This window comes from Alteromonas sp. NFXS44 (genome assembly GCF_040148705.1).
Lineage (GTDB): Bacteria > Pseudomonadota > Gammaproteobacteria > Enterobacterales > Alteromonadaceae > Alteromonas.
In genome coordinates this window covers 269,965-287,941 of sequence record NZ_JAGDEA010000012.1, presented here as the reverse complement: position 1 = coordinate 287,941, position 17,977 = coordinate 269,965, and the positions used below count along the sequence as shown (strand labels likewise).

Here is a 17,977-nt window from a genome sequence, read left to right as displayed (position 1 = left end):
AAGAATGAGCGACAAAATTATCAAGTTAACTGACGACAAATTTGAAGCAGATGTTATCAATGCTGCTGGTCCTGTGCTGGTTGACTTCTGGGCCGAGTGGTGTGGCCCTTGTAAAATGATCGCACCAATTCTCGAAGAAGTTGCGACCGAGTTTGATGGCAAATTAACAGTTGGTAAGTTGAATGTCGATGAAAATAATGAAACGCCACCAAAATATGGCATTCGTGGCATCCCAACTTTACTGCTGTTCAAAAACGGTAATGTTGCCGCTACAAAAGTTGGCGCATTGTCAAAAACTCAACTGACAGAGTTCCTGAACGAAAACCTTTAATCGTTAACGGAACATCCGAATCAGAAAAACCTGCCGGTCTGCCGGCAGGTTTTTTTATACTCTGTTCTTCTGCAATTTGATCCATCTCAACAACCGGTAATGGACATAACAGCATATTACCGCTATCACTTATATAAGCTGACAATGTAAACCTTCACATCAGTGAACGTGTGACAACTTTGTCTGTCAGATGCTGCTGTATGTGCCGGTTAGTGCAAAGTAAATATCGGGCATTAAAGTTTTTTTAACAATTGCGGCAAAAAAAGTGGACGCTCCTCAATTAAGGTGCTAACGTTTGGATATATGCTCAAACCGAGCAGCGTTCTGCTTAAGTCCGACCCGGACAAACATCTATTCCAACTTTTTTTTTTAATTTAGGGGCTAACGTCCCGTAAGCGAAGTCCAAGCACAAAGACCCACCAACATGAATTTAACCGAACTGAAGAATAAACCAATTAGCGAGTTGGTTGCCCTGGCCGAAGAAATGGGCCTGGAAAATATGGCTCGCGCCAGAAAACAAGACATCATTTTCTCTATTCTGAAAAGCCACGCCAAAGGCGGTGAAGACATTTTCGGTGATGGTGTGCTTGAAATTTTGCAGGACGGCTTTGGCTTCCTGCGTTCAGCTGACTCTTCTTATCTTGCCGGGCCGGATGATATTTATGTATCGCCCAGCCAGATTCGACGTTTCAATCTTCGCACCGGTGATACGATTTCAGGAAAAATCAGACCACCCAAAGATAGCGAACGCTATTTTGCCCTCCTGAAAATCCGTGAAGTTAACTTCGACAAGCCAGAAAACTCCCGTAACAAAATCCTCTTCGAAAACCTTACTCCTCTGCATGCTAACGACCGTTTGCGTATGGAACGTGGTAATGGTTCGTCTGAAGATATTACCGCCCGGGTTCTGGATCTGGCATCGCCAATTGGCCGTGGCCAGCGTGGCCTTATCGTTGCACCGCCTAAAGCCGGTAAAACGCTGTTACTGCAGAATATTGCCCAGTCTATCGCAGCAAACCACCCCGAGTGTGAGCTGATGGTTCTGCTTATCGACGAGCGTCCGGAAGAAGTAACCGAGATGCATCGTCTGGTACGTGGTGAAGTGGTTGCTTCAACCTTCGACGAACCAGCAAGCCGTCACGTACAGGTTGCGGAAATGGTTATCGAGAAAGCCAAGCGCCTGGTAGAGCACAAGAAAGACGTTGTTATCCTGCTTGATTCAATTACCCGCCTGGCCCGTGCATATAACACCATTATTCCTTCATCAGGTAAAGTACTTACCGGCGGTGTGGATGCCAACGCGCTGCACAAACCTAAGCGTTTCTTCGGTGCCGCCCGAAACGTTGAGGAAGGCGGTAGTCTGACTATCATCGCAACCGCGCTTATCGATACCGGCTCTAAGATGGATGAAGTTATCTACGAAGAGTTTAAAGGTACAGGTAACATGGAACTGCACCTGAACCGTAAGATTGCAGAGAAACGTGTATTCCCTGCTATCGACTTTAACCGCTCAGGTACCCGTCGTGAAGAGCTGCTGACCAGTCAGGACGAACTGCAGAAAATGTGGATCCTGCGTAAGATTGTTCACGAAATGTCTGAAGTTGACGCCATGGAATTCCTCATCAACAAACTGTCGATGACGAAAACCAATGATGAGTTCTTTGATGCGATGAAGCGTCAGAAGAGCTAAATCCTTCCGGATACGAAAAGCGGCGCCTGCATGGCGCCGTTTTTTATTCCGCATTGTTTGTTGTTTATCCCGCCTCAGCCGCATACCGGCGGGAGTGTTGTAAAACTGATTTTAAATTGGTGCAGATTCAGATAGGGTAAATATTCTTATAATAAGGAATATTAACATGCACACACGACTCCTCTCCGCCGCAGTCATGCTGGCGTTTTCTTCATTTTCACAAGCACAAACTGATGTGGCTGCGATGGCAGATAAAATCGAGCCTGAAGTGATCAAATGGCGCCACCATCTGCACGAAAATCCTGAGTTATCAAACCGCGAATTTGAAACGGCAAAATACGTTGCAAAGTACCTGAAATCTCTTGGACTGGAGGTTGAAACCGGTGTTGCCAAAACCGGTGTGGTGGCTGTGCTTGACAGTGGCAAGCCCGGACCCGTGGTTGCCCTGCGGGCAGATATGGATGGCCTGCCGGTGCCGGAAGAGAACGAACTGCCATGGCGTTCAAAAGCCAAAGGTGAGTATAACGGTAAAGAAGTACCGGTAATGCACGCCTGCGGTCACGACACCCATATGGCCATGCTGATGGGCGCTGCAAAAATTCTGACAGAAATGAAAGGTGAGCTGCGCGGCAAAGTGAAATTCATTTTTCAGCCCGCTGAAGAAGGTGCGCCTCCGGGTGAACTGGGTGGTGCTGAAGTGATGGTGAAAGAGGGCGTGTTGAAGAGTCCTGACGTGGACGTGATCTTTGGTCTGCATATCAGCTCGAATCTGGACATCGACAAAGTCAGCTACAAGCCGGGCGGTGCCATGGCAGCGGTTGACCCGTTCAAAATTGTGATCCACGGTAAGCAGGCCCACGGTGCGTACCCGTGGAAAAGTGTGGATCCCATCGTGACAGCGGCGCAAATGGTTATGTCACTGCAAACCATCGTGTCCCGTGAGATCAAGCTGATTGATGATGCTGCTGTAGTAACAGTGGGTGCCATTCATGGTGGTAACCGCTCGAATATTATTCCCCGTGAAGTGGAACTGGTCGGTACTATCCGTACGTTAGACAAAGCTGCCCGTGAACATGTTTATGAAGCGATGGAGCGTAAGGTTAAAGGTATCGCTGACAGCATGGGCGCTGAAGCTGAACTGACTCTGCCACTGGATTACAGTTATCCCATTACTTATAACGATCCTGAACTGACGATGGACATGTTGCCTACGCTGCAGCGTACTGCCGGAAAAGACGGCGCGGTACTGGCCAAAGCAGTAACCGGCGCAGAAGACTTCTCGTTCTATCAGGAACAGATCCCCGGTCTTTTCCTCTGGGTTGGCGGTAAGCCTCTTGATGTGCCGGAAGCGGATTCTCCTGCTCACCACACTCCGGATTTCTACGTCGATGACAAGGGTATGAAGCTGGGTGTTAAATTGCTGACTAATTTAACACTGGATTACATGGCAAAGGCTGATTAAACTTTTAAGTTTCCCTTAATGCGTAGAGTTCATGCGGTATGCGCACATCAGAAACTGTAAAGTGGTTATTGCTGGTACTGTTCAGTGCCGGCCTTAACCTGATACCGCCGCCATTTATCAGTGGCGGCTTAACAGCATTCGGTTTGCCTGTTGCCGTGTTCATGGCTTTGCGAATGCCTGCAGCTCTGTCCATTCCGGGCATCGTTCTGGCTGTGGCGCCGGTGTGGTTTATTCACGGTGTCACACTGCCTGTTATTCTCTGCTCCGGACTGCCTTTTATTTTAGTGCTCTGCAAAAGGCGGCAATCGCCCTGCGAACCACTGAAAACCGGCATCGGGGTTTACAGTTCGCTGGCGGTACTTGTCCTCGCTTTTCAGCAGTGGAGTGAGCAAAACGGCTTTAATACCGCGGCGTTTACCACCGTCTCAGTGACCTGGTTTTGCCTGTTATCTTCGGTGCTATCAGCGCACCTTGCCTACCTTTTTACCCGGCTGGCCTGGCATCCCGGCACATTCAAAAAAGACATTAACTTTAAATATTTGCTGGCTTATTGCTTCAGCGCGTTATTCTTTCTGGCGGTGCTGTGCGTCAGCTATTCGTTTATCCATCAATATCAGCAGCGTCAGAAAAGTCAGATAGAGCTTTATATGGCTCAGCGGCTTCATGTTTTGTCCGGGCAGGTAAAAGATTTTCTCGACACCCATCAGCGGGCGATTAATTTTGCTGCCGGTACGCTCTCTGCCGTGCCCGGTGCTACACAACCCGACGCAGTGCAAACCGGTCGTTTACTGAGCGGGCTGGCTGAATCCAGTCCGGCTTTTCTTACCTTTCTGACGGCCAATGCGCAGGGGGAAATTACCCATGCATGGCCTGAAACGCTGCTTGCGAAAGCTACTGATGCGGGCATGCTTGACGTGTCCGGCCGTGAGTATTTTTCACAGGTCGTCGCCAGCGGGACACCGTATCTGTCAGATGCGTTTCGTGGTCGGGGGTTCGGACAGGACCCGATTATCGCCTTGTCGGCACCGGTAACCGGAGCAGACGGTGAAGTCACCGGCATTCTGGAAGGGTCATTATCGCTGTCATCTTTCAGTCGTTTCGAGAGCAGTAACATTAATGGCTTTATGTTGCTGGTGGAAGACAGTGAAAGAAAGCTGGTGTATGGCTCAGAGGTGCTCAGTGCCCAGCCGTTAATGCCTTCGCTTCTGGGCAATTGCGGCACCGGATGCGATGCACTGACTAAGGTTAATAACGAAACGTGGTTTGTGAGAAGTGTGCAGATAGAGGGCAGCGGCTGGCACGTACGTATTCTTTACAGCTGGCAGCGCTTTTTGCAACTCACCAACTCATCGCTGATTACCGTGCTTGAATTGCTGGCGGTATTTGCCGTGACCGGTTTACTGGCCGGCTTCGCCCTGGCTTCTGTTGTTAACCGCCCCCTTAAAAAACTTATCGGCCAGTTTGAAGCCTTTGATCCTAATAACCGGGGCGGGGGAATCGTCCCCTCTGAGAGTTTGCCGGTAACAGAATTACGAAGTCTGGAGTCAGCGTTTGATTCTATGCAGCGACGGCTGTTCGGTGCCTTTGATGATTTAGAACGCTCGCGGGAATCCCAACGAAAGCTCAACCTGGAACTGGCAGAGCTGAACCGGACACTGGCTTCACGGGTCGAGGAAAAGACCCTGCACCTGGAAGCTGCGGTGAAACAGGCGGAAGCTGCAAATGTGGCGAAATCTCAGTTTCTTGCCAACATGTCACATGAAATCCGTACACCGATGAACGGTATTATCGGCTCCTGCGATAATCTTCTGGAAGATGACTTACCGCGGGGTGCAGCAAGGCGCATTGGCATGATTGCCCAGTCTGCCTCCAATTTGTTGATGATCCTCGACAGTATTCTCGACTGGTCGAAAATTGAAGCCGGCAAAATGCAAACCGAGTCGGTGAATTTTTCATTGCAAAAAGTGCTGGAAGCATCATTTCATCTTCACCAGGATGCAGCCATTAATAATGGTGTGACGTCATCAATGACCTACCTTACGCCACTTCCCGACATGTTATGTGGTGACATGGGTAAGCTGAGTCAGGTGCTGAATAACCTGCTGAGCAATGCGGTGAAATTTACTACAGAAGGCGAAATCACCGTTCTCGCCGGCTTTGAAAACAGGCAACTGACACTCACCGTTAAGGATACCGGCACCGGCATCGCAACTGAAAAACTGGAACATATCTTCGAGCAGTTTGCTCAGGCAGATGCGTCTACGACCCGTCTTTATGGTGGCACGGGTCTTGGCTTACCCATCACCAGAAAGCTGGTTGAACTGATGAACGGAACCATAGAGGTTGCTTCAGAACCCGGTGAAGGCACCAGTTTTACCGTTACCATTCCCTTTGACATCGCTGAAGCGGAGCCTGAAGCAGAGAGTGAGCCGGATGCGTTTATTCCGGATAATCTGAAAGTGCTGGTGGTGGAAGATAATGATATTAACGCCCATATCGTAGTGGATATGCTGAAAAATAAAGGGATCCGGTGCGTACGTGTGGCCAACGGTAAACAGGCCGTGGCGGCGGTGCGTCAGATGCAGTTTCACATTGTGTTGATGGATTGCCAGATGCCGGAAATGGACGGGTTCGAAGCAACCCGAGCTATCCGCGGGCTTGAGTCAGAGAAAGCGGGCATTCCCGTGATTGCACTGACAGCCAATGCCTTCGTGGATGATCAACAGGCTTGTCTGACTGCCGGTATGAATGCTTATCTGAGTAAGCCGGTTAAGCGCCGGCAATTACTCAGCATGCTGGCGCAAACCTGGAAGACGCACTATGGCTCAACCGGCGGCTGAACATCTTTGGCTGATTTCTGATTCGGGTTACCAATAAACCGCAGTGCCAGGTAGCCAAGCAGGCCGGATACGAGTGAACCCGCCAGAATGCCCAGACGTTCATCAAAGGCTTTTTCCGAGCCGCCGAATGCCAGTGAACCGATAAACAGACTCATGGTAAAGCCGACGCCACACAACAGGGCACAGCCATAAATATGTCTGAATGACAAATCTTCCGGCAGATTGGCAAACTTCATTTTCACCGACAGCCATGAAAACAAGAACACGCCAAGCTGCTTACCGATAACCAGACCAAAAAATACCCCCAGGGTTACCGGATGTGTCAGTGCGTCTGCTTCCATCTCGCTAAAGTTAATGCCGGCGTTCGCAAAAGCGAAAAGGGGCAGGATGACAAAACTGACACTGCTGTTCAGGCTGTGCTCCAGATGAATGACCGGTGAATATTCCGTATCCTTTTTATCGCGCATCGGAATAAATGCAGCCAGAACAACACCGGCAAGGGTGGCATGCACGCCGGATTTAAGCATGGCAGCCCACAGTACCAGTCCGATTAATACATAAGGGGGAATGTCGGTAACGTTGCGGCGGTTCATCCAGAACAGTACGGGTAAACAAACAGCTGCTACGATCAATGCAGATAAAGAAATATTATCTGTGTAGAAAAGGGCGATGATGACAATGGCGCCGATGTCATCAATGATGGCCAGCGTGACCAGGAATATTTTTAAACTGGCGGGTACTCTGCTGCCGAGCAGTGCCATGATTCCCAGTGCAAAAGCGATGTCTGTGGCAGCCGGAATGGCCCATCCTTCCATGGCATTTTCAGCACCAAAGGTCAGCGCAAGGTAAATGGCAACCGGTATAATCATGCCGCCTACAGCACCGGCAGCCGGCAGTACAATATTTTTAGGATCAGACAGGCCGCCTTCACACACGGCCCGCTTCAGTTCCAGCCCGACATGGAAAAAAAATACTGCCATCAGACCATCGTTAATCCACAGCAGCAGGGCTTTGTCGATTTCGAAGCTGCCGGCGGCCACCGTCACCTTCATATCAAGAAAATCTTTATACACGCCGTTTAACGGCGTGTTGGCAATGATCAGCGCGAGAAGGGTGGCTCCCATCAGGATGATGCCTGCTGACGCGTCCCTTTTCAGAAATGACTGTACGTCAGAAACAATTTCTTCAAGGACATTCTCTACGCCCGTTTTTGCCATGTGATTACTCCACGTTTAATAAAGCCTTCTGAAATGCCTGAGCTGCCAGGCTTATCTGACGGTGTTTTACGGTCACAGCTTGCCAGTGGTTTACTAACGGGAAGTCATTGATGTTGAGGATTCTCACACTGTCCGGCGGCGTGTGCGCCAGAGTGTGTTCGGAAAGAATCGCCAGACCCAGCCCCGATGTGACCGCAAGACGAATCGCTTCGTTACTTTCAATAATCATGGAATTCCGGAACACCAACCCTTTGTTGTCAGTGTAATCCTGAATTGCCCGACGCGTACCGCTGCCGTATTCCCGTAGTAAGAATTTATGATTGATGAGGTCTTTTAGATCACAGTTATCCGGGCCGTCATAATCAGGCGGCGCGATAACAACCAGCTTGTTTTGTAAAAATGGCGTACAGATCAGGTTGTCGTCCTGGGGCGGCTGACTGAAAATGTACACGTCATCCCGGTTGTGGCGCATGCGCTCAATAATATCCGCGCGGTTGCCCACGGTGAAACGCACTTCAATATTAGGGTGTTGCCGGCAGAACGGGCTTAAAATGGGTGGAACCACATATTTAGCTGTCGTTACGACTGCCAGCTTCAGGGTACCGATTTCCACCCCTTTCAACGCATGGATCTGACTTTCCAGTCTGGACTGAGAGCCCAGCACTTCCTGTGCACACTGATAAACGGCTTCTCCGGCTTCTGTCATTTTCAACTGGCCGTATGTCTGTTCAAATAATGGCATGCCTACAATACCGGACAACTTTTTAAGTTGTAACGAAACGGTGGGCTGAGAAAGAGAAAGCGCCGAGGATGCCGCAGTGATAGAACCGTGATCGACAATACTCTGGAAGACCTCCAGAAGACGAAATGTCAAAGATTGCATAAAGACTCCCTGGTTCATGCAAATATAAATAATTCACTATTGATAGTAATAAAATATAACGAAGGATCTATTTATTACAGTCTTATCATCGCAGGTAATGTGGGTATTATCAGATTTTATGCTAAAATCGCGTGCTTTCTGATCCGCCTGATTAATTTCACATCAAACAGCGGGTCTTACCAACGTCTCAAACCATGGGGAGTCACACGATGGCTAAAGTTGCTATTGTCATGGGGTCTACGTCTGATTGGCCGACAATGCAAAACGCGGCGAAGATGCTTAAATCGTTCGGAGTGGAATTTGAAGCAAAGGTGGTCTCTGCCCACCGTACACCTAATCTGCTGGTGGAATTTGCCGAAACTGCACATGACGAAGGTTTCAGCTGTATTATTGCCGGCGCGGGCGGAGCCGCGCATTTGCCCGGCATGATTGCTGCCCATACCCATCTGCCTGTTTTTGGCTGCCCCGTGAAATCAAAAGCGCTGAACGGTATTGATTCTTTGCTTTCCATCGTACAAATGCCTAAAGGTGTGGCTGTAGGTACACTGGCCATTGGTGATGCCGGTGCCGCTAACGCCGGTTTGCTTGCTGCTCAGGTTGTGGCGTTGCAGGACGAAGCGGTACGGGACGCTGTCATTGCATTCAGAAAAACACAAACAGATACAGTACTGAGCAACGGTAATCTGGAGCTTGATGAATGAGAGTATTGGTGTACGGCGCAGGTCAACTTGCGCAAATGATGTATCTTGCGGGCTGTCCGCTGGGTATTGAAGTGCAGGCTGTTGAAGTCAGTAATGACACGGTTGTACACCCTGTCAGCAAGCGTCCGCTGGATATCAGTCTGGCGCAGGCCATAGAGTCTTCAGATGCCCTGACAGTTGAATTTGAGCACGTGCCGGAAAGGCTGCTCGAACAGGCCAGCAAAACAGAAAAACTCTATCCGTCCATGAATGCCATCCTGGTCGGGGCAGATCGTGTCAGAGAAAAGCGTTTGCTTGATGCGCTGAATGTACCCAATGCAGCCCATCAGGTAGTCACGTATATCGACGAGCTGGAAGACTGTGTATCGGCACTCGGCGATAAGCTGATCATCAAAGCCAGCCGTGACGGTTACGACGGTTATGGCCAGTGGCGTTTAATGAGCGAAGAGCAACTTCCCGAAATCAAACAGGCGCTGAGCAATCTTGATCTTAAAAAAGTGCCTCTGGTGGTTGAAGCCATGGTGAACTTTGATCGCGAATTGTCGCTGGTTGGCGTGCGGGATAAAGACGGTGACATCAAGGTGTACCCTCTGGCTGAGAACCTGCACCACCAGGGGCAGCTGCATGTGTCTGTGGCACCGGCTCCGTTCGTCTCTGAAGCGTTGCAGAAAAAAGCCGGAGAGATTTTCCGTGTGCTGGCTGAAGGCATGAACTATGTGGGCGTGCTGGCCGTGGAAATGTTCCAGTGCGGAGATGAACTGCTGGTCAATGAACTGGCGCCGCGGGTACATAACTCCGGCCACTGGTCGATGAGCGGTAGCGACACCAGTCAGTTTGAAAATCATCTGCGCGCAGTCACCGGCCTACCGTTAGGGGATACAGAAGCCCGCGGGCCCAGCGCCATGGTTAACATTATTGGTTGCAGCAGCTTTTCCCGTGATCTGTTGAAGATAGCCGGCTGTCATTTGCACTGGTACGGTAAGACCGTCCGTGAAAAGCGCAAAATGGGCCATATTAACGTGACGGCAGCATCCTATGCTGAACTGGGAAGTAAGCTTGAAGAGCTTGGCCAGTATGTACCGTCAGAGTATTTCCCTAAACTGGGAAAAGAAGCGCGTAAACTTAAGCAGATAGAGTCTTGACAGAAATAATTCTGTCGCTAGAATACGCATCCGCTGTTCGCAGCAAGCTTTAGAGAGTGTGCCGACTTAGCTCAGTTGGTAGAGCAACTGACTTGTAATCAGTAGGTCGCCAGTTCGATTCCGGCAGTCGGCACCATTCTCTCTGCATCCGCTGAAAATTCTTCGTTTTCTTGCAGTAAATCAAACTGCACACTTCCTAAATCAGGTTATCTCTCCTAAGATGGTGTTAAACCAACGTCTTTCACCGGAGCGAAAACGTGTCTGTGTTTTTCAGACTGTCAGTCTCTTTCCTGGCATTGTTGTTAACTTCTGCAGCGTCTGCGGCATCACAGTTTGAACTGACAAACACGCAGGCAAGAGCAACCTTTCCGATGGCTGAAACAGCCGCTGTCTACACCACAATCACGAATCACTCAGATCAGCCGGTTATCCTTGTCCGCGCCAGTGTCAGTGAAGATCTGGCCGCACAGGTGCAAATACATTCAACTGTCATGCAGGACGGGATGATGAAAATGCGTCAGTTGAAAGACGGGATAACCGTCGCTCCCGGAGAGTCTGTGGCTATGCAATCCGGCGGTACGCATTTTATGCTGACCGGGTTAGTCTCAGGGCTGGAAGCCGGTTCAGCTTTTCCCATGACCTTATATTTCAGCGACGGGTCTGAACAGAAGGTGACAGTGCCGGTAGTCAATGCTTCGGAGACAATGCATCATCATCATCATGGTAATCATCACTGACCGTGAAGAACGGATAGAAACAATTGAACTGACTAATCTATAAAATAGATTTTATTTATTTTTATCGATTGCTATTATTGAATCATAACGATTCAAAAACAATTTATTCCACTAAGGAGTGTACGATGAGCAAGATTGATATTGGAATTTCAGAAAACGATCGTTTTGAGATTGCCGAAGGACTGAAAAGATTGCTGGCAGACTCTTATACCTTGTACCTGCAAACGCATAATTTCCACTGGAACGTCACCGGACCACAATTCCGCGAACTGCATCTTATGTTTGAGGAGCATTACACCGAGCTGGCAACTGCTGTGGATGATATTGCCGAGCGCATCAGAACGTTAGGTGTTGCAGCGCCGGGTACTTATAAGTCATTTGTTGAGTTGTCTTCAATTGAAGAAGTTGAGGGTGTGCCGGAAGCGTCTGAGATGGTACGCTTGTTAACACACGGTCATGAGGCCGTTGTGAAAACATCCCGCAGTGTGCTGAAGCTGGCACAGGATGCCGATGACGAATCTTCAGCTGCCCTTGTTTCAGACCGCATGCGTGTACATGAAAAAACCGCATGGATGTTACGGGCGATGCTGCCTCAATAAGGTATAAAAAATAACATGACGACATCATGGACTAAATCGCTGTGTCTGGCCGCTGTGCTGGGCACAGCTTTTTCTGCTCAGGCGACAGAACTGAACGTAGAAGAACTGACCACCGGTCTTTCTCACCCCTGGGGAATGGCTTTTTTGCCTGACGGTAAAATGGTGATTACCGAACGGGCAGGAAACATCCGTATTTTTGACAAGACTGCCGGCCTGAGTGCTCCGCTGAAGAATGTACCGGAAGTGGCTGCTGTGAATCAGGGCGGATTACTGGGTATCACCGCTGATCCTGATTTTGCAAACAACCAGACCATTTACTTTTGTTACAGCAAACCGGGTGAAGGTGGCAGTAGCAGCAGTGTCAGCAAAGCCAAGATCGCCGGAGACAGCCTGACTGATGTCGAAACCATCTTTTCAGCTTCACCGCTGGTGGATAACGGTTTTCACTTTGGGTGCCGCGTAGCGTTTGATAATGAGGGACATCTGTTCATCACTCTGGGCGATCGTTACAAGTACATGAAAGAGGCGCAGAACACTGATAATCATCTGGGCACGGTTGTGCGGATCTGGCCTGACGGTTCTGTACCGGAAGATAATCCGTTCACCAAAGGTGACGCGCCGCAGGTATACAGTTACGGTCACCGCAATGTGCAGGGCCTGACAGTTCATCCGCAAACCGGTGAAGTCTGGGCAATGGAGCACGGTCCGAAAGGCGGAGATGAAGTGAATTTGCTGGGCAAAGGTAACAATTATGGCTGGCCGCTGATCACTTACGGTATTGATTACAGTGGTGACATTATTTCTGACAAAACAGAAATGGAAGGCATGGAGCAGCCCGTTGTTTACTGGGATCCGTCTATCGCACCGTCCGGCATGGTGTTCTACAGCGGTGACAAATTCCCTGAGTGGAAAGGTGATTTGCTGGTGGGTTCACTCAAGTTTACACACCTTCGCCACATTGACATGGAGGGCGGAAAACCTGGTGAGCAGACAGAATATCTCCGTGACAGAAACGAACGTATCCGTGATGTGATTGAAGGGCCTGATGGCTATTTATATCTGCTGACCGACACGCCGGAAGGTAAGTTGCTCAAGGTATCACCGGAGTAAACCGGCTGACTGCTGTTACCGGCATTACCCTTTAAAGTGAAAAGCTCACCGGACAGTGAGCTTTATTGTCTGCAGCGCTATTCGGCCTGCACGTATAACTCACCGTCGTATAAGCCCTGGATGGTGAGCTTCTGATTGGCCAGTGAGCGCAGATAATCAATGTGTTCCTGCATTATACGCTGGCCCGGAATAATAAGCGGTATGCCCGGGGGATAAGGCGTTACCAGACCTGCCGCAATTCGACCCGCACTTTCCTGCCAGGGGATCGGTTCGCGCTTTCCAAAGAACGCCGTCGAAGGCAGCATTTCCAGATTAATCGCCGGAATGCTCGAAGGGATAGCCGGCCGGCTCTTGCTGCGGTTCAGGCTTGCCTTGCCTTGATCCAGTTTCTTCAGCGCGTTGTACAGGCGCACTATCTTCGAACGCATACCGCCGAGTGTCAGCAGTACCAGAATGGTGCTGTGGGTGAACTTCTCGATTTCCAGACCCACTTCATCCATCAGGAAACGGTGAATTTCCTGATTGGAATAGGATAGCGCCGAGACATCAATCAGGATTTTCAGCGGGTCATGACCAATGTTATCCTGCTCGAAATGGTCAAATGCCCGGGCAAAATCCTTGGCTTCCAGAATGCGAATGCGGCTAAAGCGTGCAACTTGCTCTTTCAGTTCCGCCACATTGCTCAGCAGTTCGTTAATAATTTTGTAGCCTTCCATTTCCAGCTGCTGACGACACACGTCCAAAGAGGCAATCAGCTGATACTTCGGCGATGTGCTGGTATGAATGCTGTAAATTTCTTTGAAGAAATCCTCGTCGAAATCCGGGTCATTTACGTGAATAAACGATGCCTGGGAGAACGCCGAAACCACTTTGTGCGCCGAGTGTGTCACGTAGTCCGCACCAGCATAGATGGCTGAGTATGGACGCAGCTGCGGATGGAACAGGGAATAAGCGAACCAGGCTTCGTCGATGAATACCTTGATGCCGTAGGAATGGGCCAGTTCCACCACCTGACGCAGGTCTGTAAGCAGACCATCATAAGTACAACCGGTGAGCACCACCAGTTTGGCGTCCTGGTTCTCTTCAATTAGTTCTTTCAGCTGTGACAGGCGAGGTGGTGAGAAAATACCGAAATCCGGATTAAACACGCTATCCAGATATACCGGCATTGCGCGTGCCTGCACAATACCGTAGTGCACGGATTTGTGGCAGTTACGGTCAGCGATCACTTTATCGCCTTCACGCAGCAGGGTTTGCAGAATGATTTTGTTAGATGTGGATGAACCGTTGGTAACAAAGTACGAATGTCGTACTTCGAAAGTAGCCGCAAGTGCTGACTGAGCGCGACCAATGGCGTGGGTGCCGTCAGACAATGAACCCAGCGAATCAACGCTTACTGACAGGTCGCTGACGAATACATTGCGGCCGAAGAAGCGGTAAAAATCACTGATGTAGGGCGAGTTACGGAAGCTCGCGCCGCCACTATGTCCCGGCGTGTGCCAGGAATCGTTGGCTTCAAGTACATACTCTTTGTACGCAGTCCAGAACGGGGTTTCGTTGCGGTCATCAAAATCATTAATGATATAACCCAGAATAGACTCAGGATCGGAGATAATATCGTTGCGATAAAAGAACGATTCCATGCCGGTGGTCTGGTTAACGATATCCAGTCCTTTAATGGCATCACCCAGCACGTAAACGGGCAGCTCAGGACGAATGTTTTTTATCGCCTCGATAACCACTGCATTGTTCTGTACTTTGCTGTTGCCGGTCTCGCCGATCTCAAAAGCTTTAACTTCGGTATCCCAACTGAAAACAACAGCCTGTATATCACCGTCGTTGTGAACAATTTCCAGTGCGCTCTGGACCCTGTCAGCCTCAACAACCGTGAGTTCGATGTCGGGACGGTCAAACAGTTCTGTGGTTGAGCGAATACTGCCGGCTAGCTGTTCCAGCAGTTCGGCTGAATCTTCAATGATTAGAATTTTTAATTGCGGCAACATAGATAAAGGCAAGTACCGGTTGAGAAAATGAGATTATCAGTGTAACGCCGAAGTGCGGGCTTGTCAGTCTTGCTTTTGCAGCTAACGCACCCATATCATTGAACAAATATTCAGAACAGGCAAAAACGCATGGATAATTTAGTTGCGAACAATACCGTTGATATCACTCCGGAGAATTTTCAGCAGGTCATTCTGATGGATTCACGGGAAAAAGTGGTACTTGTGGATTTTTGGGCAGAATGGAGCGAGGAGTCGAAAAGTGTTTCTCCCACACTGGCAAAGATCGCGTCTGAATACGGTAATAATTTAATTCTTGCCCGCGTCGATTGTGACCAGCAGCAGGAAGTCGCGGCGCAGTTCGGTATTCGCAGTCTGCCCACTGTTATGGTAGTGAAAGACGGCCAGCCGGTGGACGGCTTTGCCGGCGTTCAGGGTGAAGACCAGATCCGCGAGTTCCTGAGTAAGTACCTGCCAAGCCCGGAAGATGAATTACTGGCGAAAGCCGGTGAAGCCATTTACGAAGGTGATTATGCAACGGCATTCCCGTTTGCCAAACAAGCCTTTGAAATGAACGAAGGTAATATTAACGCCCGTTATATGTACATCGACTGCCTGGTGGAAACCGGTTCGGTAGATGCTGCAAAGGCGCTGCTGGCAACGATTACTCTGGTCGACCAGGATAGTCGCTATCAAACGCTGACCGGTAAAGTTGAACTGGCAGAACAGGCCGCTGAGTCTCCGGAAATTACGCAGTTAACCGCACAGGTAGAAGCTGAACCCGATAATCTGCAATTGAAAGTGGAATTAGCGGTGCAGTTACAGCAGGCCCATAAATCTGCCGAAGCATTGGCATTGTTATTTACTGTGCTAAAGACAGACTTGAATTTCGGTGAAGCGAAAAAGCTGATGCTGGATATGATTAATGCATTGCCGGATGGCGACAATCTGAAGTCTGAGTACCGCCGTAAGGTTTACAGCCTGCTCTATTAATCGTTGTCTGACGGCGGGGTTTGCTGCGGGTAGGGTGTAAAACCGCCTTCAGCAAGCCAGCACAGCGCTTCGAAGTAGCTGGAAAAGTAAGCCCGTTCGTAATTTGTTCCGCGAATGTCTTCCCGCAGGTGAGGATGGGTTCGTTCAATTTGTGCCCGCTTCACCATGCCCGCATCAAGCACATAGGCAGATCGCGTCAGACCCATGGTGATGTTCTTCTTTATTCCCCTTGCCAGCACATTCTGACATTCAGGTGTAGACAATACCCAGCGGCGACCGTCCATTATGGCTCCCCAGGGTTCATTGTTAAACCCTTGCGCCATCCGGTGAATATCCTCTGTCATGGCCTCTGCTGTGGCTTTATTCCAGGCACCCGTTGCAAACACTTCAAGCAGGTTGCCTGAAACGTCGAGTGCATAGTGTCCCTGAAGAGGAAATCTCATTGGTTATCCTTTAATGCATAACTACAGTATTGATATAGCAGATATTTTGAGGTTTTGTGACAAAATATAACTGGTCAAATGTGTTAACGTTGTCTCCGGTCAAAAGATCAGGCGTCATCAGGGTTGTGCATCAGCAACCAAAACAAACTTAATGAGGAGAAATGCATGGACTGGTTATGGCCGGCACTGGCTATTGTTTGCATTGTTGAAGGGCTGGGACCGTTAATTATGCCTGACCGTTGGCGATTATACCTGCTTTCTGTAAGCCAGCAATCGAGCAATAGTCTAAGACAAGTCGGAGGAGTGCTGGTGGTGATTGGCGTTGTCAGCCTGGTGTATCTATCCCGTTGAACGATCGTTAATTTATAAAAAAATAATATGGCTCAGACTATGTCTGTCTTATTTTTGCGCATAAAACAGATGATCAAAGGTCGCAATCTTTGGTAGAATCCCCGCCTAATTTTTTTACACACTAGATTCATGGCAAAGAACGTTGTGGTACTCGGCACTCAATGGGGTGACGAGGGTAAAGGTAAGGTCGTAGACCTGTTAACAGATCGCGCAAAATACGTGGTTCGCTATCAGGGCGGTCACAATGCCGGTCACACACTGGTAATCGACGGTGAGAAAACCGTCCTCCACTTAATCCCGTCCGGTATTCTGCGTGACAACGTTACCTGCATCATTGGTAACGGCGTGGTATTAAGCCCGGAAGCACTGATGAAAGAAATCACCATGTTGGAAGAACGTGGTGTGCCTGTGCGGGAACGTTTAAAAATTAGTGAAGCCTGCCCGCTTATCCTGCCTTATCACATTGCACTGGACGTGGCCCGCGAAAAGGCCCGTGGCAGCAAAGCAATCGGTACAACCGGTCGTGGTATCGGTCCGGCTTACGAAGATAAAGTGTCACGTCGTGGTCTGCGCGTAGGCGATCTTTTCAATCCTGAAGATTTCGCGGCAAAACTGAAAGAAGTTCTGGACGTACATAACTTCACGTTGACGCAATACTACAAAGAGCCGGCAGTGGATTTCGATGAAACCCTCAAGCAGGCGCTGGCTGTGGCAGATATCCTGAAAGCCATGGTTGTTGACGTAACCGACGAACTGGACAAAGCCCACAAAGCGGGTTTGCCAATTATGTTTGAAGGTGCGCAAGGTACACTGCTGGATATTGACCACGGTACGTATCCTTACGTTACGTCTTCTAATACCACAGTAGGTGGCGTTGCTACCGGTGCCGGTTTTGGTCCGCTGAACCTGGATTACGTGTTAGGCATTGTTAAAGCGTACACAACCCGTGTTGGTTCCGGTCCTTTCCCTACAGAACTGGCTTGCGATGTGGGTGAGCACCTGGGCGTAAAAGGTCACGAGTTTGGTGCGACCACCGGCCGTAAGCGTCGTACCGGCTGGTTCGATGCCGTAGCGATGAAACGTGCTGTGCAAATTAACTCTATCACCGGTTTTTGCTTAACCAAGCTGGACGTACTGGATGGTCTGGAAACTCTGCAAATCTGTGTGGGTTATAAAGACGCAGACGGTAACGTGAAAGACGTTCCGCCTATGGCTGCTGACGGCTACGACCTGGTTACTCCGGTTTACGAAGAAATGCCGGGCTGGAAAGAGACGACTTTCGGCGTCACTGATTTCGATAAGTTACCTCAGGAAGCGCGCAACTATATTGCCCGCCTTGAAGCCATTACCGGCGTGCCTGTTGATATCGTATCAACGGGGCCTGACCGTAACGAAACTATCGTGTTACGTCATCCTTACGACGCGTAAGCGAAAAGATAAATACCTGAAAAGCCTGCTTCCGAGCAGGCTTTTTTGTC

16 protein-coding genes and 1 tRNA gene are annotated in these 17,977 nt (G+C 49.5%); 13 read left to right on the top strand and 4 right to left on the bottom strand.

Going from position 1 to position 17,977, the window contains the following annotated elements; all coding sequences use genetic code 11:
• The first annotated feature begins 4 nt into the window (after positions 1-4).
• The 4 genes from trxA (at position 5) to J3369_RS18410 (ending at position 6,323) form a co-directional block, all read left to right on the top strand.
• Positions 5-331, top strand: coding sequence for a thioredoxin TrxA (gene trxA, locus J3369_RS18425; RefSeq protein ID WP_119502691.1), 327 nt, complete (start codon positions 5-7; stop codon positions 329-331).
• Positions 332-755: 424 nt separating this feature from the next.
• The gene (gene rho / locus J3369_RS18420) at positions 756-2,021 is read left to right on the top strand and encodes a transcription termination factor Rho (RefSeq protein ID WP_349589678.1); all 1,266 of its coding nucleotides are present in this window, start codon (positions 756-758) and stop codon (positions 2,019-2,021) included.
• Between the two features lie 166 nt (positions 2,022-2,187).
• On the top strand, positions 2,188-3,483 hold the full coding sequence (locus J3369_RS18415; protein ID WP_349589675.1) for an amidohydrolase: 1,296 nt from the start codon (positions 2,188-2,190) through the stop codon (positions 3,481-3,483).
• 38 nt (positions 3,484-3,521) lie between these two features.
• The gene (locus tag J3369_RS18410; protein WP_349589672.1) at positions 3,522-6,323 is read left to right on the top strand and encodes an ATP-binding protein; all 2,802 of its coding nucleotides are present in this window, start codon (positions 3,522-3,524) and stop codon (positions 6,321-6,323) included.
• Here J3369_RS18410 and nhaA read toward each other — a convergent pair.
• Complete coding sequence (gene nhaA / locus J3369_RS18405; RefSeq protein WP_349589669.1) at positions 6,302-7,540, bottom strand: Na+/H+ antiporter NhaA; 1,239 nt, start codon at positions 7,538-7,540, stop codon at positions 6,302-6,304. The two genes, J3369_RS18410 and nhaA, sit on opposite strands and share 22 nt — an antisense overlap.
• A 4-nt stretch (positions 7,541-7,544) precedes the next feature.
• The gene (locus J3369_RS18400; protein ID WP_161599179.1) at positions 7,545-8,423 is read right to left on the bottom strand and encodes a LysR family transcriptional regulator; all 879 of its coding nucleotides are present in this window, start codon (positions 8,421-8,423) and stop codon (positions 7,545-7,547) included.
• A 209-nt stretch (positions 8,424-8,632) separates the two neighbouring features.
• Here J3369_RS18400 and purE point away from each other — a divergent pair, with 209 nt between their 5' ends.
• From purE to J3369_RS18370, 6 genes are all read left to right on the top strand, one after another.
• Positions 8,633-9,124: a 5-(carboxyamino)imidazole ribonucleotide mutase gene (gene purE, locus J3369_RS18395; protein WP_119502685.1), complete on the top strand. Its 492-nt coding sequence runs from the start codon at positions 8,633-8,635 to the stop codon at positions 9,122-9,124.
• Entirely contained in the window at positions 9,121-10,266 is a 1,146-nt protein-coding gene (locus J3369_RS18390; RefSeq protein ID WP_303575647.1) for a 5-(carboxyamino)imidazole ribonucleotide synthase, read from the top strand. Before purE ends, J3369_RS18390 begins: the two co-directional genes overlap by 4 nt.
• Positions 10,267-10,326: 60 nt before the next feature.
• Positions 10,327-10,402, top strand: a tRNA-Thr gene (locus tag J3369_RS18385).
• Positions 10,403-10,523: 121 nt separating this feature from the next.
• Entirely contained in the window at positions 10,524-11,003 is a 480-nt protein-coding gene (locus tag J3369_RS18380) for a copper chaperone PCu(A)C (protein WP_349589664.1), read from the top strand.
• Positions 11,004-11,128: 125 nt separating this feature from the next.
• Complete coding sequence (locus J3369_RS18375; RefSeq protein ID WP_119502683.1) at positions 11,129-11,602, top strand: Dps family protein; 474 nt, start codon at positions 11,129-11,131, stop codon at positions 11,600-11,602.
• Positions 11,603-11,617: 15 nt separating this feature from the next.
• Positions 11,618-12,712: a PQQ-dependent sugar dehydrogenase gene (locus J3369_RS18370; protein WP_349589662.1), complete on the top strand. Its 1,095-nt coding sequence runs from the start codon at positions 11,618-11,620 to the stop codon at positions 12,710-12,712.
• A gap of 77 nt (positions 12,713-12,789) precedes the next feature.
• Here J3369_RS18370 and J3369_RS18365 read toward each other — a convergent pair whose 3' ends face one another.
• On the bottom strand, positions 12,790-14,715 hold the full coding sequence (locus J3369_RS18365; RefSeq protein WP_349589659.1) for an aminotransferase class V-fold PLP-dependent enzyme: 1,926 nt from the start codon (positions 14,713-14,715) through the stop codon (positions 12,790-12,792).
• 129 nt (positions 14,716-14,844) lie between these two features.
• Here J3369_RS18365 and J3369_RS18360 point away from each other — a divergent pair, with 129 nt between their 5' ends.
• Positions 14,845-15,705, top strand: coding sequence for a tetratricopeptide repeat protein (locus J3369_RS18360; RefSeq protein WP_349589657.1), 861 nt, complete (start codon positions 14,845-14,847; stop codon positions 15,703-15,705).
• On the opposite strand, the gene J3369_RS18355 is transcribed toward J3369_RS18360, so the two are convergent.
• Positions 15,702-16,148, bottom strand: coding sequence for a hypothetical protein (locus J3369_RS18355; RefSeq protein ID WP_303575642.1), 447 nt, complete (start codon positions 16,146-16,148; stop codon positions 15,702-15,704). The two genes, J3369_RS18360 and J3369_RS18355, sit on opposite strands and share 4 nt — an antisense overlap.
• 165 nt (positions 16,149-16,313) lie before the next feature.
• On the opposite strand from J3369_RS18355, the gene J3369_RS18350 reads away from it, so the two are divergent.
• Together J3369_RS18350 and J3369_RS18345 are read left to right on the top strand one after the other, a co-directional pair.
• The gene (locus J3369_RS18350; RefSeq protein WP_119502678.1) at positions 16,314-16,499 is read left to right on the top strand and encodes a DUF2065 domain-containing protein; all 186 of its coding nucleotides are present in this window, start codon (positions 16,314-16,316) and stop codon (positions 16,497-16,499) included.
• A gap of 129 nt (positions 16,500-16,628) precedes the next feature.
• Entirely contained in the window at positions 16,629-17,927 is a 1,299-nt protein-coding gene (locus J3369_RS18345) for an adenylosuccinate synthase (protein WP_119502677.1), read from the top strand.
• The last annotated feature ends 50 nt before the right edge of the window (positions 17,928-17,977 follow it).